This window comes from uncultured Brevundimonas sp. (assembly GCF_963977465.1).
GTDB lineage: Bacteria > Pseudomonadota > Alphaproteobacteria > Caulobacterales > Caulobacteraceae > Brevundimonas.
Window position 1 is genome coordinate 168,189 of the sequence record NZ_CAXBOQ010000001.1, and the last position, 24,428, is coordinate 192,616.

Below are 24,428 nucleotides of genomic sequence, written 5' to 3' on the forward strand. Positions count from 1 at the left end.
AGGTAAGCTCCCCATGTCCAAGCTTTACCTTACCGTGATCCTGAGCGGTGTCGTCGTCCTGGCGGCGGGTTGTGCCCCGGTTCCGGTCACAGAGGCTCCGGCCCCTGCGCGCTGCGACGCCGCAGCTTCACGATCGCTGATCGGCAGCCATATCGGGGCGGTGACCTTTCCGCGTGGTGCCAATGTTCGACTGGTCTGCACCACATGCGCCGCCACGTTGGATCACGACCCCGATCGACTGAACATTCGCTTCGACGAGGCGACGGGCATCATCAAGTCGGTCGACTGCGGCTGATTGCCAGTCGGGGTCCCGGCCCCTGTTGCCTCAGGAGACCTCGGCCAGGGCTTCCTCGGCAGAGACCCAGGCCTGTTCTGCCGTGTCGAGATCCATCTGGGTCTTGGCGCGTGCGCGGGTCAGGCCTTCCAGCGCCCTGGGGTTGCTGATCGCCGCATTGGCCAGGTCGTCGTCGATGCGGGCGATCTCGGCCGTCAGCTGGGTCATCCGTTCCTCGGCCTTCTTGACCCCGTGGCGCAGGGTCGAGGGCGAGGGGCCGGATTTCTTGTTGTTTTTCTTGTTCTTGTTGCCGCCACCACCGCCGGTCGCGGCCGCTGTCTCGTCCTTGACCTGGGTCGGGCGGACCGAGGCCTGTTTGGCCCGGTCGAGGACGAATTTGGCATAGTCGTCCATATCGCCGTCATACGGTTTGACGGTCCCGTCCGCCGCCAGCCACAGCCGGTCGGCGACCAGCTCCATCAGTGAGCGGTCGTGGGTGATCAGGATCACCGCGCCGTTGTAGCGGTTGAGCGCGTCCAGCAGGGCGCGGCGACTGTCGATGTCGAGGTGGTTGGTCGGCTCATCGAGGATCAGGACGTGGGGCGCGTCCATGGCCACCATGTTCAGTAGCAGGCGCGCGCGCTCGCCGCCGGACAGGCTCTCGACCGTGGTTTCCTGTTTCTCATAGCCAAGTCCGAACTGGGCCAATTTCGATCGGCGGCTGCTTTCGGTCGAATCCGGCATGGCGCGGCGGATGATCTCCAGCGGCGTATCGGTCGGGTCCATGGCCTCGATCTGATGCTGGTGGAACCAGCCCACCCGCATCTTGCGGTCGCGGTGCAGTTCGCCCTCGGACACCTTCAGGGCCCCGGCGATCATCTTGGCGAAGGTCGACTTGCCGGCGCCGTTGACGCCCAGCAGGCCGATGCGGTCGTCGAGGTCCATGCGCAGGTTCAGATTGCGCAGGATGGGCTTGCCGGTCTCATAGCCGACATTGGCGCGCTCGAGCCGGATCAGCGGCGGGGCCAGCGGCCGCGGCGGCGACGGCAGGGTGAAGGGGGCGACGCGTTCCTCGATCGTGGTGGCCACCGGCTCCATCTTGGCCAGTCGCTTCATGCGCGACTGGGCCTGGGCCGCCTTGGAGGCCTTGGCCTTGAAGCGGTCGACGAAGGCCTGCAGGTGGGCGCGTTCGGTGTCCTGCTTGGCCTTGGCCGACAGCTGCAGTCGGGCCTTCTCACCGCGGGTCTTTTCGAAGGTGTCGTAGTTGCCGGTGTAGAGTTCCATCGTCTTGTTCGCGAGATGGAGGATATGGGTGCAGCAATTGTTCAGCAGTTCACGGTCGTGGCTGATGATCAGGGCGGTGTGCGGATATTTGACCAGCCGGGATTCCAGCCAAAGAGCACCTTCCAGATCGAGATAGTTGGTCGGTTCGTCGAGCAGCAGCATGTCCGGCTCGGCGAACAGGGCCGCGGCCAGGGCGACGCGCATGCGCCAGCCGCCAGAGAATTCAGACATCGGCCGTTGCTGGTCATCCTGATTGAAGCCCAGACCGGCCAGAATTTCGGAAGCCCGCGACGGGGCCGAGTCGGCGTCGATGTCGATCAGCCGGGCCCAGATCTCGCCCAGCTCCTCCGGTGGGGCGGTCTCCAGCCGTCCCATCAGCGTATGGCGTTCGACGTCGGCTTCAAGAATCGTGTCGAGCACGCTGAACGGCGTGGCCGGGTGTTCCTGATCAACCGAGCCGATACGGGCGGTCTTGGGCAGGCTGATCTCGTCGCCACCGGCAGCCAGTTCGCCCAGGATCAGTTTGAACAGGGTGGTCTTGCCGACGCCGTTGCGGCCCACCAGGCCGACCTTGGCCCCCGGGGGCAGGCTCACGGAGGCGTTTTCCAGGAACTTGCGTCCCCAGGCATTGAAGGTCAGGTCGGTGATCTGGAGCATGGCAGGAAAGACGTTTCGGACAGCAGTTGGAAACCGGGGAGGGCGCCGCTATAAGCCCGCCACCTTCAAACTCCCACAGAAGAAGTCCTTTTCCATGACCGAACGCACCTTCTCCATTATCAAGCCCGACGCCACGCGCCGCAACCTGACCGGCGCGATCAACGCTGTCATCGAAGGTGCCGGCCTGCGGATCGTGGCCCAACGCCGCATCAAGCTGACCGAGGCCCAGGCCAAGAAATTCTACGAAGTCCACGCCGAGCGTCCGTTCTACGGCGAGCTGGTCGGCCAGATGATCGCCGAGCCGGTCGTCGTCCAGGTGCTGGAAGGCCCCAACGCCGTTGCCGCCTATCGCGATGTCATGGGCGCGACCAACCCCAAGGACGCTGCTGACGGCACTATCCGCAAGCTGTTCGCCCTGTCGATCGGCGAGAACTCGGTCCACGGTTCGGACTCGCTCGAGAACGCCGGCATCGAAATCGCCCAGTTCTTCACGGCCGATCAGATCGTCGGCTAGGCGATCGTCACCAGATCGAACGACAGGCGGCCGGATCGGTAACGATCCGGCCGTTTTCGTGTCAGGCTGCACCCGTGCAGGGGATATCGACGTGAAAGACTATGGCCATAGCGGTGTCCTACTGGCCGCCAGCCTGTCGGCGCTCGCCGGTTATGTCGACGCGGTAGGGTTCCTGACGCTGGGCGGGTTCTTCGTTTCCTTCATGAGCGGCAATTCGACCCGGTTCGGCGTTGGACTGGCGACCGGTGAATGGACCCAGGCTCTGATCGCGATCGGCCTGATCGGCCTGTTCGTGTGCGGGGTGGTTCTGGGGGCGAGTTGCGCCCGGCGGTTCGGGGAGGGACGGCGGGCGATGATACTCGGTCTCGAGGCCGGACTTCTTCTGATCGGGGCGGGGCTCTGCACCGTCGGACTGTACGGGCCGGGCATGGTCGCCGTCGTTCTGGCCATGGGCGTCGAGAATACCGTGTTCCAGAAGAATGGGGAGGTCGGCGTCGGCCTGACCTATATGACCGGCACCCTGGTCAGGATCGGCCAGAGGATCGCGACCGCCCTGCACGGCGGTCCACGCTGGGACTGGGTCCCGTTCCTGCTGTTGTGGGGCGGTCTGGCCTGTGGTGGCGCGCTGGGTGCGGTGGTGTTCCTGCGGTATGGCGTTCTCGCGCTGTGGGTCGCCGCGGCAGCCGTGGTCCTGCTGACGGTCCTGGTCGGACGGGCCGAGGCCCGCACTGCTCGAACTGACTGATTGTCCCACCCGACGGGATCCCGGAATTGAAGACGGCCCCGGCGAGGTTCCGGGGCCGTCCTCGTTTCAGATCAGGCAGAATTTACCAGATGCGGGCGCGGGCCTCGGGGGCGAGGTATTGTTCGTCGCCGGGACTGACTCCGAACGCCGCGTACCAGGCGTCGATGTTGCGTACCGGAACCGAGGCCCGCACGGCAGCGGGGGAATGCGGATCGGTCGCCAGCTGCTGCTGCAGGGCGGCGTCCCGCTGTTTGGCGCGCCAGACCTGGGCCCAGCCGAGGAAGAGCCGTTGGTCGCCGGTGAAGCCGTCGATGACCGGGGCCGGCTGACCGTTCAGCGACAGATGATAGGCGTCCAGCGCCAACAGCAAGCCGCCCAGATCGGCGATGTTTTCGCCCATGGTCAGGTCGCCGTTCACGAACATGCCCGGCAGGGGCTCGGTCGCGTCGTACTGGGCCCCGAAGACCGCGGCGCGGGCCTCGAACTTGGCCGCGTCCTCGGCCGTCCACCAGTCACGCAGCACGCCGTCGCCGTCGACCTTGCGGCCCTGATCGTCGAAGCCGTGGGTGATCTCGTGGCCGATGACGGCACCGATGCCGCCGTAGTTGACGGCGGGGTCGGCCGCCGGGTCGAAGAAGGGAGCCTGCAGGATGGCCGCCGGGAAGACGATCTCATTGCGTGGCGGATTGTAGTAGGCGTTGATGGTCTGGGGCGTCATGCCCCACTCGAGCGGATCGACAGCGCGGGTCAGCTTGCCCATCTGCCACGCCCATTCGAAGGCTCCGGCCCGCTCGACATTGCCGTACAGGTCGTCGGCCTGGATCTCGAGGCCGTCATAGCTGCGCCACTGGTCGGGATAGCCGACCTTGACGCCGAAATTGCCGATCTTGTAGAGCGCCTGTTCCTTGGTTGCGGGGCCCATCCAGTCGAGGTGCTGCAGACGGTTGGTCATGGCGATCCGCAGATTGCCGACCAAAGCCTCCATCTCGGTCTTGGACGAGGCCGGGAAATGCAGGCGGACATATTCCTTGCCCAGGGCTTCACCCATCGAGCCGTCGACGGCGCGAACGGCCCGGTTCCAGCGCGGCCGGTTCTCGGTGATGCCGTTCAGAACGGTGCTGCGGAAGGTGAAGCGGGCATCGACGAAGGGTTGCGACAGGAGGGCCGCGGACTGGTCGACGTAGTGGAAAGCCTCATAGGCCTGCAGGGTCGCCAGGTCGGTCTCGCCGAAAATGCGGGCCAGCTCGGGAATGGCGGTCTTTTCGCCGACGACCGTGTGGGCGGCGGTCGGCAGGCCGGCACCGTTCGTCCAGGCGGCCCAGTCGAAGCCGGGCGCATAGGTCGCGACCTCGGCCATCGTCATCGGATTGTAGATCATGTCGATTTCGCGCGACTGGGCGCGGGTCCAGTGTTTTTCGGCCAGTCGGGTTTCGAAGGCGACGATGGCGGCGGCGGCCTTGTCTGGATCAGCCCAGCCGATCATCGTCAGCATCTGGGCGACATAGGCCTGATACGCGGTCTTCTTCTCGGCGAAGGCGGCTTCCAGATAGTAGTCGCGATCGGGCAGGCCCAGCCCGCCCTGACCGATATAGGCGCTGTTGGTGTCGGGATCTTTCAGGTCCTCGAATACATCGAGGGCGAACAGGCTGGAGCCCGCCTTGCCGAAGCTTTCGCCCATCAGTCGGGCGATGGCGGCGTGGCTGTCAGCGGCACGGATGGCGGCCAGTCCCGGCTGCATCGGTGCGGCACCGAGGGCGTTGACGCGGGCCTCGTCCATGTAACTGGCGTAGAAATTGCCGATGCGCTGGGCCTCGGGCGAGGAGTCGGGGTTGGCGGCGCTGTTCTCGATGATCGCCTTCAGCTGCTCCTGGGCTTCGTCATACAGGACGTTCCAGACGCTCCATGAGGCCCGATCGGCCGGAATGGTTGTCTCATCCTTCCAGGTGCCTGAGGCATAGCGGTCGAAATCATTGCCGGGCCGGGTGGTCGTATCCATCGACGCCGGGTCGAAGCCCCAGGTCCCGATCACGGCATGGACAGGTGCCCGGGCATGCGCCGCGTGGGCGGACGGCTGCGCCATCGCCGGGGTGCACAGGATCAGGCCGAGCGCGGCACTGGCGAGAAGGATGGAATGTCGGGTCATGGTCAGCCTGTCGTTGCGTTCAATGATGAGGTTGTCGCGAACAGAATAGGGGCGGCCGGGATCACCAAACATTACAAATCGCTAATGCAGGGTCCGGCAGTAGGTACTCAGGACGTGAGGGTAGAGTTGGTGTTCCGCCACCTTGACCCGCTCGGCCAGGGTCGCCGGGGTGTCGTCGTCGCGTACCGGTACGCGGGCCTGCCCGAGGGCAGGGCCCTCATCGACCCCCTCGGTGACGATATGGACCGTGCAGCCGGCTTCGGAATCCCCGGCGGCAATGGCCCGCGCATGGGTGTCCAGTCCCGGATAGAGGGGCAGCAGGCTGGGATGGATGTTCAGCATTCGCCCGGCCCACCGACCCACCAGCCAGGGAGTCAGCAGCCGCATGTATCCGGCCAGGGCGACCACCTCGACGCCGTGTTCGTCCAGCATGGCGTTGATCGCCTGTTCATGGGCCGCGCGGTCCTTGCCGTACGGTCGGTGGTCGATGGTCAGGGCCGGGACGCCCGCGGCCCCGGCGATCGCCAGACCCCCGGCCTCAGGGGTGTTGGCAATCACCAGCACGACCTCGAACGGGGCGTCTGGGGCCTGACCGGCGGCGATCAGGGCCGCCATGTTCGAACCGGCCCCGGAGATCAGCACGGCCACGCGGCGGCGACCCGGAATGCGGATCGGCATCAGTTCCCCGGCCGTGGTGCAGGGTCACCGACCGAGACGAAGGCCCCCGGCGGCCCCGGGAAGACGACCGGGCTTTCGAACCCGTCCGCCGAGACGGCCGAGACCCCGAAGAACCAGTCGTCGATCACCACGCCCGGCAGGACCAGTTCGGTCGCGGACCCGGCCCAGCGGCTCCAGGTCCATTGCGGGGCCGTGGTCGCGCGCCACCACACCCGGTAGCCGGCCGCACCGGGGACTGCCGTCCAGCTCAGGGTAGTGTCGGGCTTCACCGCACCGGCGATGGTCACGCCGGTCGGGACGGACGGTGCCGAGGCAAGGGCCCCCATGGAGACGATGTCCAGCCGGGCCACCTGACCCAGATAGTCGAAGTCGACGCCCTCAATAGTGTCGCCATAGACGACCCCGTCCTCAGTGCGCAGGTCCTGATGCTGGCGGTCGTAGTTTTCGGCCCCTTCGGATACGCGCACGGCCGGGAAGCCGGCCCGCAGCATCTCGACCTGGTCGCCGCCGCGGCCGTAGCGATCGGTGCGGTAGATCAGCTCGACGTCGAAATTGGTCAGATAGCGATCGGCGATGCCATCGATGAACCGGGCCAGGTTGCGCGACGAGGAGTCGACTTCGCCCCCGTTGTAGCGCCGGCGCTCGGCCTGGGCGGCGGTCTCGACCGTCTTGGTGCCTTCCGAGAAAACCCGGACCCGCGTCGTATCGCGCACGCCACTCTGACCTTCGGAATTGCCGACGATGTCGTTGTTCAGATTGGCCTCGACCTGCCAGCCCTGGGCGGTCGCATAGTCCGCCAGGATCTTGCCGCCCAGCAGGCCCTGTTCTTCACCCGACAGGACGGCGAACACCAGGGTGGCGTCGAACCGGTGTTTCGACAGCACCCGCGCTGCCTCCAGCACCGTCGCCACGCCCGAGGCATCGTCATTGGCTCCCGGCGCGTCGGAAGTGGCGTTCATCACATCGGTGACCCGGGAGTCGATATGGCCGGAGATGATGATGACCCGGTTGGGATCGCCGGTGCCGCGCTGAATGGCGAGCACGTCCACCACCTCGGTCGGCACAGGCACGCGTGGCCCGGTCACCGTGTCGGACGGGGTGGCGATGGTCAGGCAGCCGCCGCAGTCACGGCTCATTGCCTCAAACTGGCGCTGGGTCCAGCGCCGGGCGGCCCCGATACCCCGAGTGTCGGAACGGGTTTCGGACAGGGTGTGACGGGTGCCGAAGCCCACCAGGGCCTCGATGTCGGCGCGCATCCGCTCCGGCTGAACCTCGGCGGCCAGGGTGTGGAGCAGCGGCTGTTCGACCGCTGCCGGGGTCTGGGCCAGGGCAGGGGAGGCGGCGACGAGGCAGGCTCCGAAGAGGGCGATGGAAACGACGCGCATAATCGGGCCTCACTGAATACCGGGGCGCGGACCTTGCCGGGACGGAACGGGACGGTCAATGCGCCCCGCCGCTGTCAGCCGGCGGTCAGCTGTCCGCAGACGAACGCCGTCTCACCGGCGTTGAGCAGGCCAGCCAGCACCGGTTCGGCATTCTCGGGGGCGACGATCAGGATGAAGCCGACCCCGCAGTTGAAGGTGCGACGAAGCTCGTGATCGCTGATGCCGCCAACCTCGCCCAGCCATTGGAACACGTGCGGCAGGGGCCAGGCGTTCCAGTCGAACTCGGCCTGCAGGCCCTCGGCGATGCAGCGCGGCGGATTCTCGATCAGACCACCGCCGGTGATGTGGGCCGCGCCCTTGATCAGGCCGGCCTTCATCAGCGGCAGAACCGGTTTTACATAGATGCGGGTCGGCTCCATCAGGGCCTGGGCCAGGGTGCGGTCCTTGGCGAAGGGCGCATCATCACCCCAGGCCAGGCCCGAGGCCTCGACCACCTTGCGGATCAGCGAATAGCCGTTCGAATGCGGGCCGGATGAGGCGAGACCGATGATGACGTCGCCGGACGCCTGACGGTCCAGATACGGCAGGGCATGGCCGCGCTCGACGGCGCCCAGCGAGAAGCCGGCCAGATCATAGTCGCCGCCCGAATACATGCCGGGCATTTCCGCCGTCTCGCCACCGACCAACGCACAGCCAGCCTGACGGCAGCCCTCGGCGATCCCGGACACCACCCGACGGGCCGCGTCGATCTCAAGCCTGCCGGTGGCGTAATAGTCGAGAAACAGCAGGGGCTCAGCGCCCTGGGCCAGCAGGTCGTTGACGCACATGGCCACCAGGTCGATTCCGACCTCGTCGTGACGCCCGGTCTCGATGGCGATCTTCAGCTTGGTGCCGACGCCGTCCGTGGTGGCGACGATCAGCGGATCGACGAATCCGGCCGCTTTCAGGTCAAACAGGGCACCGAATCCCCCCAGCGATGCCTCGGCTCCGGGGCGGCGAGTCGATTTGGCCAGCGGCTTGATGGCATCGACGAGCATTTCGCCGGCATCGATATCCACACCGGCATCGGCGTAGGTGAGGCCGCCACGCGGGGTTTCGGAAGTGTCACTCATCGGTCACGGCCTGAATCAGGGGGCGGAATTCTGTCGCAGCTCTTGCCACAACCGGCTCGCGCGGGGCTATAGCATCCCAATGACGCCAATCACCACCAATGACGCACTCGTTGAATTCTGTGCGCGCCTGGCCAAGGCCCCGTTCATCGCCGTCGACACCGAGTTCATGCGGGAGACGACCTACTGGCCCAAGCTGTGCCTGATCCAGGCGGCCTCGGCCACCGACGAGGCCAATATCGATCCGCTGGCCGAGGGGCTGGATCTGGAGCCGTTCCTCGATCTGCTGCGTAATCCGGATATCATCAAGGTGTTCCATGCCGCGCGCCAGGACACCGAAATCTTCGTCAAACTGGGGGCCATGCCCGCCCCGATGTTCGACACCCAGGTCGCCGCCATGGCCGCCGGGTTCGGCGATCAGGTCAGCTATGAGGCTCTGGTCCGCCAGATGCTGAAGCAGGAGATCGACAAGGGCAGCCGGTTCACCGACTGGTCGCGCCGCCCGCTCAGCGATGCCCAGCTGGTTTACGCTATCGGCGACGTCACCCATCTGGCCACCCTCTATCCCAAGCTACGCGACCGGCTCGAAAAGGCCGGACGGCTGGGCTGGGTCACCTCGGAGATGGCCGGGCTGATCGATCCGGACCTCTACGACACCACGCCGGACAAGGCGTGGAAACGGCTGAAGCCCAAGAAATATTCGGCCAAATACCTCGCGGCGTTCAAGGCCACGGCCGTGTGGCGCGAACAGGCGGCCCAGGAGCGTGACCAGCCGCGCGGGCGCATTCTCAAAGATGACGCCATCGACGAGATCGCCGCCCAGGGCCCGACCGACGCCGAGGCCTTCAACCGGCTGCGCTCGGTGCCGAAGGGGTTTGGTGGCTCGCGTCTGGGCGCGGAGCTGATCGTCGAACTGAAACGGGTGCTGGCCGATCCCGAGGCTCACGCGCCCAAGCTTGACCGGCCGTCCCACAATCAACCGGCCCCGCCGTCGGTGGTTGAACTGCTGAAGGTGCTGCTCAAGGCCAAGTCGGACAACGCCGGTGTGGCGACCAAGCTGATCGGCAATGTCGCCGACCTTGAGAAGATCGCCCTGGACGACAATGCCCCGGTCGACGCGCTCAAGGGCTGGCGACGGGAACTGTTCGGCGAGGACGCGCTCAAGCTCAAGCGCGGCGAGATCGCCCTGGTCCTGAACGGTGCGCGGGTCGAGGTCGTCGAGATCGAAGCCGAAGGCTAGAGCGAAATCGGTTGGGTTGGACGCTGTCCAACCCGCCTCAGATTTCGCTCCTGCATGATGCTGGACCATTTTTTGGGTTCGGGTCGATTCGACCCGAAACAAAAATGGTCTAGGCGGCCGTTGCAGGTTCCCACAGCTCGATGGCGTTGCCCTCGGGATCGTGGATGCGGGCGAAGCGGCCGACCTCGGGCATGGCATCCCATTCGGGTTTGGTGATCACCTCGATGCCGGCGACCTTCAAACTGGCCATCAGGCCGTCCAGGTCATCGACCCGCAGGTTCAGCATGTAAGCCCTGTCGGCCGGGAAGTAGTCACTGTCGGCCTTGAACGGCTGGAACACGGTCGGCCCCGCCTGCTGGTTCCAGATCCAGACGCCCTCGGGGGCCCCGACACCGAGGTGGGTCAGGTACCATTCCGCCTGGGCCTTCGGGTCCGTGCAGCGGAAGAAGAGTCCGCCGATTCCGGTCACTGCCATGTCACTGCCTCCCTGTGTGGAGTCAGCTTGCCCCGGCACCGCGACCGATGTCGAGCTTCAGCCCCATGGCGTCGGCCAGGGCGCGGGCACGTCGCCGGGTCTGTTCGCCCAGCAGCACGTCGGCATAGCCGTCCAGAGCGGTCAGCTTCAGCACGCCTTTGTCGACGGCGGCACCGGCATTGGCCAGCAGCTGCGGCGAGCGTCCGGACAGGTCGCAGGCCAGACGAATGGCCAGACCCAGGGTCCGGGCCCGGAGCCGCTGTTCATCAGTCAGCAGGCGCGCCACGGTCGCGGGTTGGGGCGTGGTTGCAGACCCGCCGTAGCGGGCGTTCAGGGCGCAGGCGAGAAAGGCCCGCTCGGCATGGGTCTGGCCGGGGATCGGGGCCCGCAGGATCTGATCGAACACCAGTTCCGTCCGGTGGTCGGGGTGCAGACGCGCGCCGAGGTCGGCTAGATTGCAGGCGGCGGCTGTCAGGACGGCGTCGCGTGTGGGGTCGCCGCTGCCCGGCGCGGCATCCAGCAAGCGACCGATCCAGGCATTGAGCGCGCCGGGCAGGGTGGGAGAGATGCCCTGACGCGCCCCCAGGGCCAGGCAGCCGGCCAGCAGCGGGTCAGTTGCCAGACTTTCATCGTCCAGCGCCTCGAACAGCAGGCCCTCGCGCACGCCCCATGCTGACATCGTGATGCGTTTCAGCTCCAGCCGGTCGATCAGCCCCTCCAGCACCAGGGCGGCATAGGGCAGGGTCTCGGCCCGCTTCTTGGAAACGCCGGGCATCTTGTCCAACGATGAGCGGGACTGGCGGGCGATCAGCCGGACCGTGTCACGGATCGCCGGCGCGCTGATCTCATACTGGTGAACGATGTGCAGCGGGTAATCGATCAGGGCCATGTGCACCTGGGCGATGCTACGCCAGGCTCCGCCGACGGCGAGCAGGTGGTCGCTGCGATAGTCACCGGCGGCCTTCAACCGGCGGCCGATGGTGTCGCGCAGCCGACCGGCGTCGAACCCCTTGGGGTCGATCAGGGAGAACGGGCCCAGCGGCAGGGTGATTCCGGGCGAGACCTCGCCGTTGGCGATCCGCGCGAGTTCAAGACTGGCCCCGCCCATGTCGGCGGTGACCCCTTCGGCGTCCGGAATACCGGCCAGAACGCCGAGGGCGGAGAAATGCGCCTCCTCGGCCCCGGTCAGGACCCGTACGTTCAGTCCGGTCTCGGCGGCGATCCGACCGCAGAAGTCAGGCCCGTCTTCGGCGTCACGCACCGCAGCCGTGGCGGCGATAAAGGTGTGAGCGGGACGAACCCCCTCAATGACCGCGGCGAAGCGCTTCAGTGCGGCCAGCGCGGACGTTACGCCGTCCTCGGACAGACGGCCGGTTGTCGCCAGGTCGCGGCCCAGTCCAGCCAGCACCTTTTCGTTGAAAACGGTCCAGATGGCCCGGCCTTCCAGCCGGTACAGGACCAGGCGTACCGAGTTGGATCCGATGTCGATGACGGCGATATCGCGGGGTGCGGTGGTTGAGTCCTCGAGACCGGTCATTTGCGGCGATCATCGAAATACAGCTCGCGCGGCCGGTTCTTCACCTTGCGACCGCGGCCGGACAGGCTGGGATTGGTCATGAAGTATTTGTGGGCCGAGAACGGACGCTCGGGATCGACCGGCTTGACCCGGTGGTAGTCGCCACCGGAGTCGAGAACCCAGCTCTGGGTGTCATCCTTCAGGTTGGCGACCATGATCTGGTCCAGCACCTGATCGTGGACAGTGGCGTTGCGCACCGGGGTCATCAGCTCCACGCGCCGGTCAAGGTTGCGGTTCATCCAGTCAGCCGAGGAAATATAGACCCGGGCCTTGTCGTGCGGCAGCTCGTGGCCGTTGGCGAAGGCGACGATGCGGCTGTGCTCGAGGAAACGGCCGACGATCGACTTGACCCGGATGTTCTCGGACAGGCCGACCACGCCCGGTCTCAGGCAGCAGATGCCACGGATCACCAGCTCGATGCGCACGCCGGCCTGGCTGGCGCGGTACAGGGCATCGATGATCTCGGGATCGACGAGGGAGTTCATCTTGGCCCAGATGGCCGCTGGCTTGCCCTTGGCCGCCGCCGACATCTCCTTGCCGATCATCTCGACCAGCTTGGCCTTCATGTTCAGTGGCGAGACGATCAGGGCTTCCAGTTCGTCGGGCTGGGCATAGCCGGTGATGTAGTTGAACACCCGGGTGGCGTCGCGGCCCAGCACCGGATCACAGGAGAACAGGCTCAGGTCGGTGTAAATTCGGGCCGTGACCGGATGGTAGTTGCCTGTGCCGAAATGGCAGTAGGTCTTCAGACCGTCGCCCTCGCGGCGCACGACGATGCTGAGCTTGGCGTGGGTCTTGTATTCGACGAAGCCGAAGACGACGTGGACGCCCGCCCGCTCCATCGCCCGGGCCCAGCGCAGATTGGCCTCCTCGTCGAAGCGGGCCTTGATCTCGACCAGGGCGGTGACGTTCTTGCCGTTCTCGGCCGCTTCGATCAGCGCGGCGACGATCGGGCTGTCCTTGGAGGTGCGGTACAGGGTCTGCTTGATGGCGATGACATTGGGATCGCGCGCCGCCTGACGCAGGAATTGCACCACGACGTCGAAACTCTCGAACGGGTGGTGGATCAGCATGTCTTTTTCGCGCACGGCCGCGAAGATGTCGCCGCCGTTGTCGCGAACCCGCTCGGGATAGCGGGGTTCGTAGCCCGGAAATTTCAGGTCCGGGTGGCCGGCCGGGATCAGGTCCGAAACCTGTGACAGGCCCAGCATGCCGGCGACCAGCACGATGTCGCGCGGGGCGGCGTTGAGCTCGTCGGTGATGAAAGTACGGAGGTCGGCGGGCATGCCGGCTTCGATCTTGATACGCACCACCGAACCCAGGCGGCGCTGTTTCAACGCCTCCTCGAATTCCATGACCAGGTCTTCGGCCTCTTCCTCGATCTCAATGTCCGAATCGCGGATCAGGCGGAACACGCCGCGTTCGAGGATTTCGCAGCCGGGGAAGAGATGATCGATGAAGATCATCAGCAGGCTTTCCAGCGTCACGAAGCGGCGCTTGCCCGGCTTGGAGCGACCATCGGTGGCCAGGGGCCAGAACCGCTTCACCTGGGTCGGCACCGGGACCAGGGCATAGAGGGTGCGATTGTCCCGCCGCCGGCGCAACTTCAGCGCCAGCGAAAAGCCCAGATTGGGCAGGAAGGGGAAGGGATGCGCCGGATCGATGGCCATCGGCGTCAGCACGGCGAACAGGCGGTTGAGGAATTCCGGCTCCAGCCGTTCCCGCTCGGTCTTGGTGATGCGGTCGGCGTCGACGACCTCGATGCCCGCGACGGTCAGTTCCTTGCGCAGCTTGCGCCAGCGCCGCTGCTGCTCGTCCATCAGGGTTCCGGCGTCGACATTGACCTTTTCCAGCGTCTCGGCGGGGGTCAGGCCGTCAGCCGACACGACCCGGACCCGCTCACGCACCTGCCCCTTCAGCCCGGCCACCCGGGTCATGAAGAACTCGTCGAGGTTATTGGCCGAGATCGACAGGAAGCGCAGTCGCTCCAGCAGCGGATGGGCGGGATTGGCGGCTTCTTCCAGCACCCGGGCGTTGAAATTCAGCCAGGAAATCTCGCGGTTGAAGAACCGCTCCTGCGAGGCCATCAGGGTTTCGGACAGGTCCATCTGCGGGGCGCGCGATGATGGGACTACCTCGCCGCTGGTCGTATCCGTGATGGCCGCGATGTCAGTCATGGTCCGGTTCTGACGCGGGGGTGCGGCGGCTGCAAGCGTTCAGCGCCCCATGGCCGCCGGGCAAGGTGGAAATTTCGATGGCCCGCCGCGCCCGGGCTTCCGGGATTCAGTCGAACAGTTCGCCGGTCGCGTCGTCCGACTCCAGTACCTGACGGGCCAGGGCGCGGGTCACAGGGCGGTGTTCGGCGTCCAGCCGGTCGACCACCGACTCCACGGCCGCCGCCGAGCGGTCGATACGTCGCACCAGATAATCGATCAATTCGTCGCCCGGCGTGATGCTGCGGGCGGCGAAACGGGCCCGGAGGATGGCGGCCAGCACGGTGTCGTCCGGTTCCTGCAGGCCGATGACCCGGACCACGTCCAGCCGCGAACGCAGGTCAGGCAGGGCGGTGACCCAGTCGCGGGGAGACGGACGCGAGGCCAGCAGCAGGGCTCCGCCGCCGGACTGGGCCAGGTTGATCAGGTGGAACAGGGTCTCGTCATCGGCGTCCTGGGCCCGGTCCAGCAGGACAGGACGGCCTTCCAGTTCCAGCGGGTCGGCCAGACCGGCCTCGGCTCCGTGCAGGGCGATGGCCCCGACCCGTTCGGCCCAGATCGCGGCGAGATGGCTCTTGCCGGATCCGGCCGGGCCTTGCAGGGCCAGCACCTGTTCCCCGCCATCCGGCCAGCGCTCCAGCACGTCCATGGCTTCGGCATTGCTGGGCGAGCGCACAAATTCAGCCGCCCCGGCCGGGACGTCCCGTTCGAGGGGCAGTTTTAACTGATCGCGGCGAGCCGGGACATGCATCGTCTTCCCATAGCAGATCGGTTTGCGGGGGCGTATGCGTTCGACGCCCCCGCCGTGGACAATGCACGCTGGCTGTGGATGGCGGATAAGCGGGTCTCCGCCTTGACTTTAGGGGGCGATAATGCGCCCTTCCGGCCCTCTAAATTTTCGCTGTTTCACAGCCGTTTTCCAAGACGAATGCCCTCCATGCACGCCTATCGTTCACACACCTGCGGCGCTCTGCGCGCTTCCGATGCCGGCTCGACCGTCCGCCTGTCAGGCTGGATCCATCGCAAGCGCGACCACGGCGGTCTGCTGTTCATCGACCTGCGCGACCACTACGGCCTGACCCAGCTGGTGCTGCATCCGGAAACGCCGGGCTTCGCGGCTGTTGAGCGGCTGCGCGCCGAGAGCGTGATCAAGATCGACGGCGAGGTCGTTGCCCGTTCCGCCGAGACGAAGAACGCCAACCTGCCGACCGGCGAGATCGAGATCCAGGTCAAGGCCGTTGAGGTGCTGTCCGAAGCCGCCGAACTGCCGTTGCCGGTGTTCGGCGAGCCGGAATACCCCGAGGACATCCGCCTCAAGCACCGCTACCTCGATCTGCGCCGCGAGACCCTGCACAAGAACATCGTCCTGCGCTCGCGGGTGATCTCCTCGATCCGCCAGCGTATGGTCGGTCAGGGGTTCCTTGAATACCAGACGCCGATCCTGACCGCCTCGAGTCCCGAAGGCGCGCGCGACTTCCTGGTGCCGTCGCGCCTGCACCCGGGCAAATTCTACGCCCTGCCGCAGGCCCCGCAACAGTTCAAACAGCTGCTGATGGTCTCGGGTTTCGACCGCTATTTCCAGATCGCGCCCTGTTTCCGCGACGAGGACCTGCGCGCCGACCGTTCGCTGGAATTCTACCAGCTCGACGTCGAGATGAGCTTCGTCACGCAAGAGGATGTTTTTGCGGCGATTGAACCCGTCATGCACGGTGTGTTCGAGGAGTTCGCCGACGGCAAGACGGTCGACGCCTATCCCTTCGTCCGCATCCCCTACCGTGAGAGCATCGCCAAATACGGCACCGACAAGCCGGACCTGCGCAACCCGATCGAGATGCAGGACGTGTCCGAGCATTTCCGCGGCGGCGGCTTTGGCCTGTTCAACAAGATCCTTGCCGCCGATGCCAAGAACGCCATCTGGGCCATTCCGGCCCCGACCGGTGGCAGCCGCGCCTTCTGCGACCGGATTAACTCCTGGGCCCAGGGCGAGGGGCAGCCCGGCCTCGGCTACGTCTTCTGGCGCGCGGCCGATGACCAGAACCCCGAAGGCCCCGGTGGCCCGATCGCCAAGAACCTCGGAGATGAGAAGACCGCCGCCATCGCCGCCCAGCTGGGCCTGAAGACCGGCGACGCCGCCTTCTTCGTCGCCGGCGACCCGGCCGTGTTCCACAAATTCGCCGGATCGGCCCGCACCAAGCTGGGCCAGGACCTGAACCTGATCCCGGAGGACGCGTTCAAATTCTGCTGGATCGTCGACTTCCCGATGTTCGAATGGTCCGAGGAAGAGAAGAAGGTCGACTTTTCGCACAACCCCTTCTCCATGCCGCAGGGTGAGATGGAGGCGCTGGAGAGCAAGGACCCGCTCGATATCCTCGCCTACCAGTACGACATCGTCTGCAACGGCTATGAGCTGTGCTCGGGCGCGATCCGGAACCACAAGGCCGAGATCATGCTCAAGGCCTTCGAGATCGCCGGCTATGACGCCTCGGTGGTCGAGGAGCAGTTCGGCGGCATGTTGAACGCCTTCCGCTACGGCGCACCGCCGCACGGCGGTCTGGCCCCCGGCATCGATCGCATCGTCATGCTGCTGGCCAACCAGACGGCGATCCGCGAGGTCATCGCCTTCCCGCTGAACCAGCAGGGTCAGGATTTGCTGATGAATGCGCCGGCCGCGGCCGATGAAAAGCAGCTGAAAGAATTGCACATCCGCTCAGCGCCGCCGCTGAAGGCCTGAGCGGCCGGTCAGTCGCCGGTGGCCATCGCGAAATTGCGCCGCGGTGGCACGGGCGGCGAAGGCGGAGCGGGTGGCGAAGGGCGTCGCATGATCGAAACCCCGCGACAGATTCTCACCGACAAACCCGCGGGAAGACGCGTCTCGGAATCGCCGCAGGCGCGATTGATCTGACTCTGGGTCAGGCCGCGGACGTCGGACAGATCGGTACTCCGGATATCCGTCCGGTTCAGCGATGCATTGGAAAAGTCGGCGTTGGCGAACCGGCCGTCCAGCAGTCGGGCTCCATCCAGCGATGCGTTCCGGAACGAGGCCGAGCGGAAGTCGCCCCGGGACAGGTTCGAGGCATCGATCTCGGCATTGTCGAAATTCGCGGACCGCGCGTCGACATTGGCCAGGGTTGCGCCTCTCACTTCGGCTCCGCTGAAATTGGCGCGGACCAGGACGGCCCCGTTCATGTTGGCGCCGGACATTTCTGAACCCGACAGATTGGCCCCGCTCAGACGGGTTCGCACCAGGGTGGCACCCGTGGCCTCGATCCCCATCAGGCTGGCATCGGTGAAATTGGCCCCGGTGAAATTCGCGCCCAGGATCCCCGCACCGATGAGATCGGCCCGGCTGAAGTCGCTGCCGCTGAAATTGGAGCCGACCATCTCGGCCCCGCGCAGATTGGTTCCGACCAGGGTGGCGTTGATGAAGGAGGCCCCGGTGAAGGTCGCGCCCGACAGATTCCGTCCGGACAGTTCGCAGCCGTTGCAGGATCCGCCCAGCGAAACCATCCGGGCGATATCCCGGTCCTGGAACGAAAACTGGACTTCAGCGGCGGCGGGCGTGATCAGCGTCATCACGCCGATCGCCGCACCAGCGATGAGGCTGGCGGTCGAAAGGCGACAGATACGGGACAGACTGAACTGGAACACCCTGTCTCAATGACCCCAAAGCTGTGATGTCCCTACTTAAATCGCCGTAAGGAAGGGGGCCCTCAGCAGGCGGGAATGCGAAGACCAGAGGGCAGGACGGTGGCGGAATCGCCGCAGGCCCGGTTCAGCTGGCTCTGCGTCAGACCGGTCGCGCGTGTCAGTTGCGCCCCCGAGAAATTGGTGCCGGTCAGGGTTGCGCGCGAAAAGTTGGACCCCTGCAGATAGGCCCCGACAAAGCTCGCATTGGTCAGGTTGGCACCGGCAAAATTGCTGCTTGAGAACACCGCGCCGTAGGCATCAACGTCGCGCATGTCAGTGTTGCTGAACCGGGTCCGGTTCATCACCGCCAGACTCAGATCCGCCTGACGCAGCCGGGCACCGGTCAGATTGAGTCCTCGCGCCTCCAGACCGCCGAAACTGCCCTGGAACAGATTACACCCCGGGCAGCTGGCTCCGCCGCGAACGCGCGCGATCTGGCCGGCGTTCTGGGCAAGGGCAGGCGCTGCGGTAGACACGAGGACCAGGGCGGCGAATGCAGTCAGAATCGGTTTCATGGCGGGAGGCTCTCCGGTCGTTGACGTCAGCCTATGCAAGACGCGGACCAATATAGCGCTGAGACCCTTACCTATCCCTGCATGGACGGAGCCACACCGCAGGTGTCGCAGATCCAGGCTCCGCCGCGCTGTTGCAGCGTGAAATCGCCGCAGGCCGGGCAGGTGGCGGCTTCAGTCGGCACGCTGGTCGATGCAGGCGCTGTGTCGCGCTTTTGTCCGAACGGCAGAACGACCAGATTGTCGGGCGTGGATCCGCGGGCGAAGCCCTTGGAAATGAAGCGGGCGGCAGGCACGGCCTCAATGTCGTGGCTTTTGCCCGAGCCCAGGCCGTCGGCGTTCAGCTGATCCGCCCCGGCATTGGCCAGTTCGTGCCGGTCTAGATAGGACACACCCAGTTCCCGGAAGATGTAGTCGAGAATTGAGGTCGCGGACTGGATCGAGTCATTGCCGGTGACCCGTCCCGCCGGCTCGAACCGGGTGAAGACGAAGGCGTCGACGAATTCGTCCAGCGGCACGCCGTATTGCAGCCCGATCGAGATGGCGATGGCGAAATTGTTCATCACACTGCGGAAGGCGGCCCCTTCCTTGTGCATGTCGATGAAGATCTCACCCAGCTCGCCGTCGTCGTATTCGCCAGTGTGGATATAGACCTTGTGACCGCCCACGGCGGCCTTCTGGATATAGCCCTTGCGACGGTCCGGCAGTTTGCGTCGGGTCCGGTCGCGCTCGACGACCTTCTCGACCACCCGCTCCACGGCCCGGGCTTCGGGCTCGGTGCGACGGGCGGCGGGTTCACTTTCGGTCAGCGTCAGCAACGGACCGGCGGGAGGCGTGGCCCGGCGCAGGCGAACCGCACGTCGGCCAGACTCTGCGGCCTCTCCCAGCAAGACCAGGGCCTCGGCTGGAGTCGCGCGCCAGTCGATGGTCACGGGGGCGACGTCGGGGGCCTCGCTGTAAGGCTCCAGCGCGGCCCGCAGTTCGGCCTCAAAGGCTTGGGGATCGTTCAGCACTGTCCGCAGGGTCTCAGGGGCCTCGGGCCAGGCCTTCAGCGTCCCGTGACCGAACACCCAGGCGCGGGCTTCACGCACACTGTCGGTGGTCAGACCGAGATGGTTCAGCAGGTCGGGGGGCGTGGTTTCGCTTACGCCCAGCACATCGCACAGGAAGCCGGGGTCCAGCACCGGGGCACAGAAGACCTCCTGGAAGCCGCTAGCATCGACCAGGGCACCCTCCAGCGCCTCCAGTTCGACGTCGGTGAAGCCCAGGCCGCGCAGGGTCGCGTGGTCGAAACCGGGCGCTCCGGCCAGTGTGCGGTGTCCGAACAGGTAACGCTCGGCGGCCTCGACGTCGCCACCGGCATTGGTGATGGCCGTTGCGAGGGAAGGGCGCAGGCGAGGAACGACCTCGCCGTCGCCGGTCTGGTAGTGATCAACCGGCGAAAAGGGGGTCGCGCCCAGGCGCAGGGCGGCCTCGGCATCATCGACGTACAAGGACAGGGCGGTGTGCCGCCGCAACGCGCTGTCGCGGTCCTTGTCGCCGCCGGCTCCCTTGAGGTTGCGGGACCGGGCCAGGTCGATCGAGGCCGTGGTCATGGCCCGGGCGATCCGCTCGCCGATTCGACCGGCCTCGGCGTCGATCGGCTGGTCACTCACGGGCTCTACCACCACCAGATCCGCCAGACCCGAGAGACCCAGGGCGATGGCCGTTCCGGCCCCGGCCAGGTCCAGGGCCACGGTCCAGAGCTGGGCGAGAGCGCTCAGGTTTTCGTCGCTGCAGCCGCCGGGCAGGGCGGCAATCGCCGGCAGGTACAGCAGGGCTCCGCCGGCCCGAGCGGTCTGGCTCAAGCGGGCCGCATCGGTGCTCGCGAAGGTCAGGATCAGGTCGCCGTCCAGGGAGGCATCAGCGGCGATCCCGGCTTCGGTCCCGCCGGCAATGATCCGGTCGCGCGCGGCGCAGGCCACCAGTGGTGACCGCACGGGCGCGGGACGGGTGCGGACGTCGAACCGTTCGCCGGCGATGGCGCGCAGGATATCGGCGTCGGCCGCACCGGCTCGGCGCGCGGCCAGGGCGACGCGGGCCAGCGCCGGGTTGCGGGCTGGATCGGCACAGTCCTCGCGGGGACCTTCGCACCGGAGGACGGCGTCGGCGACGGCGTTGAGTGCAATGGAGGCGGTCTCGACGGCCGCCGGGGCCAGCCGGTCACAGCGGCGGGCGGCCACAGCGTCCGACAGATACCGACGGGCATCAGGATCGGACAGGTCCAGCGGCTCGACCGGCGCGCTTCGGTCCGGAAGGGTCGGGGCCACGAGCCCCAGGCGGATGGTGGCGCACAATTCCCCGGCGAAGGCCTCGGCCATGGCGCGGGTGAACAGGCCCAGCTTCAGGCCGCGTGCGGCGATCCGGGCGGCCCAGGCGTCGACAGCGCCGTCCAGCCAGTCATCCGGGCTGTAGGGCACCTCGGGCTGGGCGTCGGCCCAGTCCAGCCAGGCCTCAACGCGCACATCCGTCCAGTCCGTCGGCGCGAGGACCGAATCGATCCGGTTCGCGCGCTCGATCTCGCGGGTGGTGACAGTGGCGGTCGTCGCCAGGGCGGCGAAGCGGGCCATGAAGCGCATGCGGCGATCCTGGGTGGCGTAACCTTGATCCTAGAAGATGTTCCGGTCCTCCCGCAATAAATCTAGCGTGGGCTGCCTGTGTTACCCCCAACATATTGATCTGAAGTGATCGCGGCTTGTGCTGGACGGACGGGCCGCCGGTTTCTATGATCGCGTCAGCGTCGCCGGACCTCCCCGCGCGTCGAAAGATACGGGTGCGTGGACGTGCTGAGCAGGATTTTCGGTTGGTGGAACGGGGCGACGATCGGGACCCTGTTTACCGTGGCCAAGCGCGGCGCGCTGGTCGGAACTGACGAACACGGCAACCGCTATTACCAGTCGCGTGACAACGTCAGCTATGACGGGCGCAAGCGTCGCTGGGTCATCTATGACGGCTATGCCGAGGCCACCAAGGTCTCGCCCGACTGGCACGGCTGGCTGCACTACACCTTTGAGGAGCCGCCGACCGTCGAGCCGCTGCCGCGTCGCTCGTGGGAGCGGGACCACATCCCCAACCTGACAGGCACGCCGATGGCCTGGCTGCCGCAGGGGTCGATGGCCGCGGAAGGCCAGCGTCCCGCGGCGACCGGCGACTATGAGTCGTGGAAGCCGGAATGACCCATCGTGGGGTGATCCTGGCGAGCGTGGCGGTCGTGGCCCTGATGGGGTCCGGTACCGTCGACGCAGGCGCACGGCTGGACGTGCCGCAGGATGCCACGCCGGCTCCGGCGACCGTCGCTGACCTGTTGCGCCAGACGCCGGCGCGACCGGCGGATACTGCGCCTGTAGAATCTGCCCCTGCCGGCACCCCGGCCCCGGCTGCGCCGGTCGCGGTCACGCCGCCGCCTGTGGCCGTCGTGACCCGGGTTGAAGAGAAGGCCGCGCCCCTGGTCGAGCCCGAGCCCGAGCCGGTGGTGGTTTCAGAAGCAACGCCAAAGGACGATGAGCCGCTGGTGCCTGCCCGCCGTCAGCGTCGCCCGGTCGCGGTGATACAGGCCATCGACAAGGTGACTGCCGAGACCATGCGTTTCGAGGTCGAGGTCGGTGGTCAGCCGGTTCGCTTCAACAACACCCTGATCTTTAAGGTCCGCGCCTGCGAAATGTCGGCTCCGGACGAAGTGACCGACGACGCCATCGCCTATGTCGAAGTCAGCCTGCAGCCGCGCGGGGCCTTGCCGGGCACCGATCCACGCCAGATATTCCGGGGCTGGATGTTTGCCTCGTCACCCGCCGTCAACGGCCTTCAGCACCCGGTGTTCGACGCCTGGGTCGTGGCCTGCAAGGCATAGGTCACCGCAACGGCCCCTCCCAGCGGGCGGGCCAGGGCGGTCTTGTCCGGCACCATCTTCAGGGCGGGTTTCAGCATCCTCAGATAGGTGGCCTGGGGCGTTTCCACTGCGCCGAACTGGGCCAGGTGCCCGGTCAGGAACTGGGTATCCAGCAGCGTCCAGCCGCCCAGTTTCAAACGTGCCACCAAATGCACCAGCGCCACCTTTGAAGCGTCGCGCTCACGGCTGAACATACTCTCGCCGAAGAAGGCCCCGCCCAGGGTCACCCCGTACAGGCCGCCGACCAGGTGCTCGTCGCGCCAGCATTCGATGCTGTGGGCATGGCCGCCAGCGAACAGTTCCAGATAGAGCCGCCGGATCGGCCCGTTGATCCAGGTGTCCTCGCGCCCGCTTCCGGTTACGGCACAGGCGTCCAGCACGTCGGCGAAGGCGGTATCGACCCGCAGCTCGAAGGGCTCGCTGCGCACGGTGCGGCGCAGGCGCGTCGGAATGTGGAAGCGGTCCAGCAGGATGACCCCGCGCTGATCCGGCTCGACGAGGAAGATACGGGGATCGTCGCGCGTCTCGCCCATCGGGAAGACGCCATCGGCATAGCAGCGCAACAGTTGTTGCGGCCCGAAGCCGCCGAACGGATCGGAGACACTGAAATCAGGTTCGGTCATCCGATCCTCCCGCACCGAGGGTTCGTCCGATGCCGTCAGCCTTGTCCGGCCTGGCGCTTGGCCCAGTTTTCCAGCCAGTGAATGTCATAGTCGCCCGACAGGATGTCCGGCTCCTGCAGCAGTTTCTGGAACAGGGGGATGGTGGTGTCGATGCCACCGATGACCATCTCGCCCAGGCTGCGCTTCAGGCGGGCGACGCATTCTGCCCGGTCGCGACCATGCACGATCAGCTTGCCGATCAGGCTGTCGTAATAGGGGGGGATCGAATAGCCGTTGTAGATGGCGCTATCCAGCCGCACGCCCAGCCCACCGGGGGCGTGGAAGTCGGTGATGGTGCCCGGCGACGGGGTGAACGTTTCCGCGTTCTCGGCATTGATCCGGCATTCGATGGCGTGGCCGTGGAAGCTGACCTGGTCCTGGGTGAAGGACAGGGGCTCGCCGGCGGCGATGCGGATCTGTTCACGGACCAGGTCGACGCCGGTGATCATCTCCGTGACCGGATGCTCGACCTGCAGGCGGGTGTTCATCTCGATGAAGAAGAACTCGCCGTCCTCCCACAGGAATTCGATAGTGCCGACGCCCAGATAGCCGATGGACGCGATCGCCTTGTTGACGGTCTCGCCGATTGCGGCCCGCTCTTTGGCCGACAGGGCGGGCGAGGGGGCCTCTTCCATCATTTTCTGGTGGCGGCGTTGCAGGGAACAGTCGCGCTCGCCCAGATGGACGACATTGCCGTGGGCGTCAGCGACAACCTGGATCTCGATATGGCGCGGCTTCTGCAGATAGCGTTCGAGATAGACGGTGCCGTCGCCGAAGGCCGCGGCGGCCTCGGACTGGGCGGTCTGCACGGCTTCGGCCAGGTCATCAGGCGTCAGGGCGACCTTCATGCCGCGCCCGCCGCCGCCCGAGGCTGCCTTGACGATCAGCGGGAAGCCGATGGATTTCGAGGCCTTGATCGCGTCCTGGACCGTGGCCACGCCGCCGTCTGAGCCTGGCACACAGGGAATGCCCGCCGCCTTGACCGTCTGTTTGGCGGTGATCTTGTCACCCATGACCCGGATATGTTCGGGCTTGGGGCCGATGAAGGTCATGCCGTGGGCCTCGACGATCTCGGCGAAACGGGCGTTCTCGCTCAGGAAGCCGTAGCCGGGGTGGATGGCCTGGGCCCCGGTGATCTCCGCCGCGGCGATGATCGAGGGGATGTTCAGATAGGATTTGGCCGCCGGAGCCGGACCGATGCAGACGCTCTCGTCGGCCAGCCGGACCCACATGGCCCCGCGGTCGGCTTCCGAGTGCACGGCGACGGTGGAAATCCCCATCTCCTTGCAGGCGCGGTGAATCCGTAGCGCGATCTCGCCGCGATTGGCGATCAGGACCTTGGTAAACAT

The 24,428-nt window shown here is 66.3% G+C and carries 21 protein-coding genes; 7 read left to right on the forward strand and 14 right to left on the reverse strand.

Features of this window, described 5'->3' with window-relative positions; all coding sequences use genetic code 11:
• Positions 1-13 precede the first annotated feature (13 nt).
• Positions 14-295, forward strand: coding sequence for a hypothetical protein (locus AAC067_RS00895; protein ID WP_339928620.1), 282 nt, complete (start codon positions 14-16; stop codon positions 293-295).
• A 30-nt stretch (positions 296-325) separates the two neighbouring features.
• Here the strand turns inward: AAC067_RS00895 and AAC067_RS00900 are convergent, their stop codons facing one another.
• Positions 326-2,215: an ABC-F family ATP-binding cassette domain-containing protein gene (locus tag AAC067_RS00900; protein WP_339928622.1), complete on the reverse strand. Its 1,890-nt coding sequence runs from the start codon at positions 2,213-2,215 to the stop codon at positions 326-328.
• Between the two features lie 94 nt (positions 2,216-2,309).
• Between AAC067_RS00900 and ndk the strand changes: the two genes are divergently transcribed.
• Positions 2,310-2,729, forward strand: a complete 420-nt coding sequence (ndk, locus tag AAC067_RS00905; protein ID WP_300445610.1) for a nucleoside-diphosphate kinase — start codon at positions 2,310-2,312, stop codon at positions 2,727-2,729.
• 91 nt (positions 2,730-2,820) lie between these two features.
• Positions 2,821-3,474: a YoaK family protein gene (locus AAC067_RS00910; RefSeq protein WP_339928624.1), complete on the forward strand. Its 654-nt coding sequence runs from the start codon at positions 2,821-2,823 to the stop codon at positions 3,472-3,474.
• A gap of 82 nt (positions 3,475-3,556) precedes the next feature.
• Here AAC067_RS00910 and AAC067_RS00915 read toward each other — a convergent pair whose 3' ends face one another.
• From AAC067_RS00915 to purM, 4 genes are all read right to left on the reverse strand, one after another.
• Positions 3,557-5,689, reverse strand: a complete 2,133-nt coding sequence (locus AAC067_RS00915) for a M13-type metalloendopeptidase (RefSeq protein WP_339928626.1) — start codon at positions 5,687-5,689, stop codon at positions 3,557-3,559.
• Between the two features lie 9 nt (positions 5,690-5,698).
• A complete protein-coding gene (purN, locus tag AAC067_RS00920; protein WP_339928628.1) occupies positions 5,699-6,295 on the reverse strand; it encodes a phosphoribosylglycinamide formyltransferase in 597 nt (198 codons plus the stop codon).
• The gene (locus AAC067_RS00925) at positions 6,295-7,680 is read right to left on the reverse strand and encodes a M28 family metallopeptidase (RefSeq protein ID WP_339928630.1); all 1,386 of its coding nucleotides are present in this window, start codon (positions 7,678-7,680) and stop codon (positions 6,295-6,297) included. Before AAC067_RS00925 ends, purN begins: the two co-directional genes overlap by 1 nt.
• Before the next feature lie 74 nt (positions 7,681-7,754).
• Complete coding sequence (gene purM, locus AAC067_RS00930) at positions 7,755-8,792, reverse strand: phosphoribosylformylglycinamidine cyclo-ligase (RefSeq protein WP_339928632.1); 1,038 nt, start codon at positions 8,790-8,792, stop codon at positions 7,755-7,757.
• 79 nt (positions 8,793-8,871) lie between these two features.
• On the opposite strand from purM, the gene rnd reads away from it, so the two are divergent.
• Complete coding sequence (gene rnd / locus AAC067_RS00935) at positions 8,872-10,029, forward strand: ribonuclease D (RefSeq protein WP_339928634.1); 1,158 nt, start codon at positions 8,872-8,874, stop codon at positions 10,027-10,029.
• Positions 10,030-10,138: 109 nt separating this feature from the next.
• Here rnd and AAC067_RS00940 read toward each other — a convergent pair whose 3' ends face one another.
• From AAC067_RS00940 to AAC067_RS00955, 4 genes are all read right to left on the reverse strand, one after another.
• Positions 10,139-10,504 carry a VOC family protein gene (locus AAC067_RS00940; RefSeq protein ID WP_339928636.1) on the reverse strand — a complete coding sequence of 122 codons (366 nt, stop codon included), beginning with the start codon at positions 10,502-10,504 and terminating at the stop codon, positions 10,139-10,141.
• Between the two features lie 22 nt (positions 10,505-10,526).
• Positions 10,527-12,041 (reverse strand): Ppx/GppA phosphatase family protein, encoded by a 1,515-nt coding sequence (locus tag AAC067_RS00945; RefSeq protein WP_339928638.1) that lies wholly within the window; start codon positions 12,039-12,041, stop codon positions 10,527-10,529.
• Positions 12,038-14,257: an RNA degradosome polyphosphate kinase gene (locus tag AAC067_RS00950; protein ID WP_339928640.1), complete on the reverse strand. Its 2,220-nt coding sequence runs from the start codon at positions 14,255-14,257 to the stop codon at positions 12,038-12,040. Before AAC067_RS00950 ends, AAC067_RS00945 begins: the two co-directional genes overlap by 4 nt.
• Positions 14,258-14,363: 106 nt before the next feature.
• Positions 14,364-15,044 carry a DnaA/Hda family protein gene (locus AAC067_RS00955; protein ID WP_339928642.1) on the reverse strand — a complete coding sequence of 227 codons (681 nt, stop codon included), beginning with the start codon at positions 15,042-15,044 and terminating at the stop codon, positions 14,364-14,366.
• A 177-nt stretch (positions 15,045-15,221) separates the two neighbouring features.
• Between AAC067_RS00955 and aspS the strand changes: the two genes are divergently transcribed.
• Entirely contained in the window at positions 15,222-17,024 is a 1,803-nt protein-coding gene (gene aspS / locus AAC067_RS00960) for an aspartate--tRNA ligase (RefSeq protein ID WP_339928644.1), read from the forward strand.
• 8 nt (positions 17,025-17,032) lie between these two features.
• Here aspS and AAC067_RS00965 read toward each other — a convergent pair whose 3' ends face one another.
• The 3 genes from AAC067_RS00965 to AAC067_RS00975 form a co-directional block, all read right to left on the reverse strand.
• Positions 17,033-17,941 (reverse strand): pentapeptide repeat-containing protein, encoded by a 909-nt coding sequence (locus AAC067_RS00965; RefSeq protein ID WP_339928646.1) that lies wholly within the window; start codon positions 17,939-17,941, stop codon positions 17,033-17,035.
• A 62-nt stretch (positions 17,942-18,003) separates the two neighbouring features.
• Complete coding sequence (locus AAC067_RS00970) at positions 18,004-18,495, reverse strand: pentapeptide repeat-containing protein (protein WP_339928648.1); 492 nt, start codon at positions 18,493-18,495, stop codon at positions 18,004-18,006.
• 71 nt (positions 18,496-18,566) lie between these two features.
• Positions 18,567-21,110 carry a TSCPD domain-containing protein gene (locus AAC067_RS00975; RefSeq protein WP_339928650.1) on the reverse strand — a complete coding sequence of 848 codons (2,544 nt, stop codon included), beginning with the start codon at positions 21,108-21,110 and terminating at the stop codon, positions 18,567-18,569.
• 204 nt (positions 21,111-21,314) lie between these two features.
• Here AAC067_RS00975 and AAC067_RS00980 point away from each other — a divergent pair, with 204 nt between their 5' ends.
• Both AAC067_RS00980 and AAC067_RS00985 read left to right on the forward strand, forming a co-directional pair.
• Positions 21,315-21,707 (forward strand): NADH:ubiquinone oxidoreductase subunit NDUFA12, encoded by a 393-nt coding sequence (locus AAC067_RS00980; protein ID WP_339929744.1) that lies wholly within the window; start codon positions 21,315-21,317, stop codon positions 21,705-21,707.
• A complete protein-coding gene (locus tag AAC067_RS00985) occupies positions 21,704-22,378 on the forward strand; it encodes a DUF2155 domain-containing protein (RefSeq protein WP_339928652.1) in 675 nt (224 codons plus the stop codon). Before AAC067_RS00980 ends, AAC067_RS00985 begins: the two co-directional genes overlap by 4 nt.
• Here AAC067_RS00985 and aat read toward each other — a convergent pair.
• On the reverse strand, positions 22,333-23,040 hold the full coding sequence (gene aat / locus AAC067_RS00990) for a leucyl/phenylalanyl-tRNA--protein transferase (RefSeq protein WP_339928654.1): 708 nt from the start codon (positions 23,038-23,040) through the stop codon (positions 22,333-22,335). The two genes, AAC067_RS00985 and aat, sit on opposite strands and share 46 nt — an antisense overlap.
• Before the next feature lie 35 nt (positions 23,041-23,075).
• Complete coding sequence (gene accC / locus AAC067_RS00995; protein WP_339928656.1) at positions 23,076-24,428, reverse strand: acetyl-CoA carboxylase biotin carboxylase subunit; 1,353 nt, start codon at positions 24,426-24,428, stop codon at positions 23,076-23,078.

What these genes read in the sequence shown, in the direction of transcription:
- AAC067_RS00895 (WP_339928620.1), top strand. Translation starts at nt 14, where the DNA reads ATGTCCAAGCTTTACCTTACCGTGATCCTGAGCGGTGTCGTCGTCCTG.
- AAC067_RS00900 (WP_339928622.1), bottom strand. Translation starts at nt 2,215, where the DNA reads ATGCTCCAGATCACCGACCTGACCTTCAATGCCTGGGGACGCAAGTTC.
- ndk (WP_300445610.1), top strand. Translation starts at nt 2,310, where the DNA reads ATGACCGAACGCACCTTCTCCATTATCAAGCCCGACGCCACGCGCCGC.
- AAC067_RS00915 (WP_339928626.1), bottom strand. Translation starts at nt 5,689, where the DNA reads ATGTTTGGTGATCCCGGCCGCCCCTATTCTGTTCGCGACAACCTCATC.
- purN (WP_339928628.1), bottom strand. Translation starts at nt 6,295, where the DNA reads ATGCCGATCCGCATTCCGGGTCGCCGCCGCGTGGCCGTGCTGATCTCC.
- AAC067_RS00925 (WP_339928630.1), bottom strand. Translation starts at nt 7,680, where the DNA reads ATGCGCGTCGTTTCCATCGCCCTCTTCGGAGCCTGCCTCGTCGCCGCC.
- purM (WP_339928632.1), bottom strand. Translation starts at nt 8,792, where the DNA reads ATGAGTGACACTTCCGAAACCCCGCGTGGCGGCCTCACCTACGCCGAT.
- rnd (WP_339928634.1), top strand. Translation starts at nt 8,872, where the DNA reads ATGACGCCAATCACCACCAATGACGCACTCGTTGAATTCTGTGCGCGC.
- AAC067_RS00940 (WP_339928636.1), bottom strand. Translation starts at nt 10,504, where the DNA reads ATGGCAGTGACCGGAATCGGCGGACTCTTCTTCCGCTGCACGGACCCG.
- AAC067_RS00945 (WP_339928638.1), bottom strand. Translation starts at nt 12,041, where the DNA reads ATGACCGGTCTCGAGGACTCAACCACCGCACCCCGCGATATCGCCGTC.
- AAC067_RS00950 (WP_339928640.1), bottom strand. Translation starts at nt 14,257, where the DNA reads ATGACTGACATCGCGGCCATCACGGATACGACCAGCGGCGAGGTAGTC.
- AAC067_RS00955 (WP_339928642.1), bottom strand. Translation starts at nt 15,044, where the DNA reads ATGCATGTCCCGGCTCGCCGCGATCAGTTAAAACTGCCCCTCGAACGG.
- aspS (WP_339928644.1), top strand. Translation starts at nt 15,222, where the DNA reads ATGCCCTCCATGCACGCCTATCGTTCACACACCTGCGGCGCTCTGCGC.
- AAC067_RS00970 (WP_339928648.1), bottom strand. Translation starts at nt 18,495, where the DNA reads ATGAAACCGATTCTGACTGCATTCGCCGCCCTGGTCCTCGTGTCTACC.
- AAC067_RS00975 (WP_339928650.1), bottom strand. Translation starts at nt 21,110, where the DNA reads ATGCGCTTCATGGCCCGCTTCGCCGCCCTGGCGACGACCGCCACTGTC.
- AAC067_RS00985 (WP_339928652.1), top strand. Translation starts at nt 21,704, where the DNA reads ATGACCCATCGTGGGGTGATCCTGGCGAGCGTGGCGGTCGTGGCCCTG.
- aat (WP_339928654.1), bottom strand. Translation starts at nt 23,040, where the DNA reads ATGACCGAACCTGATTTCAGTGTCTCCGATCCGTTCGGCGGCTTCGGG.
- accC (WP_339928656.1), bottom strand. Translation starts at nt 24,428, where the DNA reads ATGTTTACCAAGGTCCTGATCGCCAATCGCGGCGAGATCGCGCTACGG.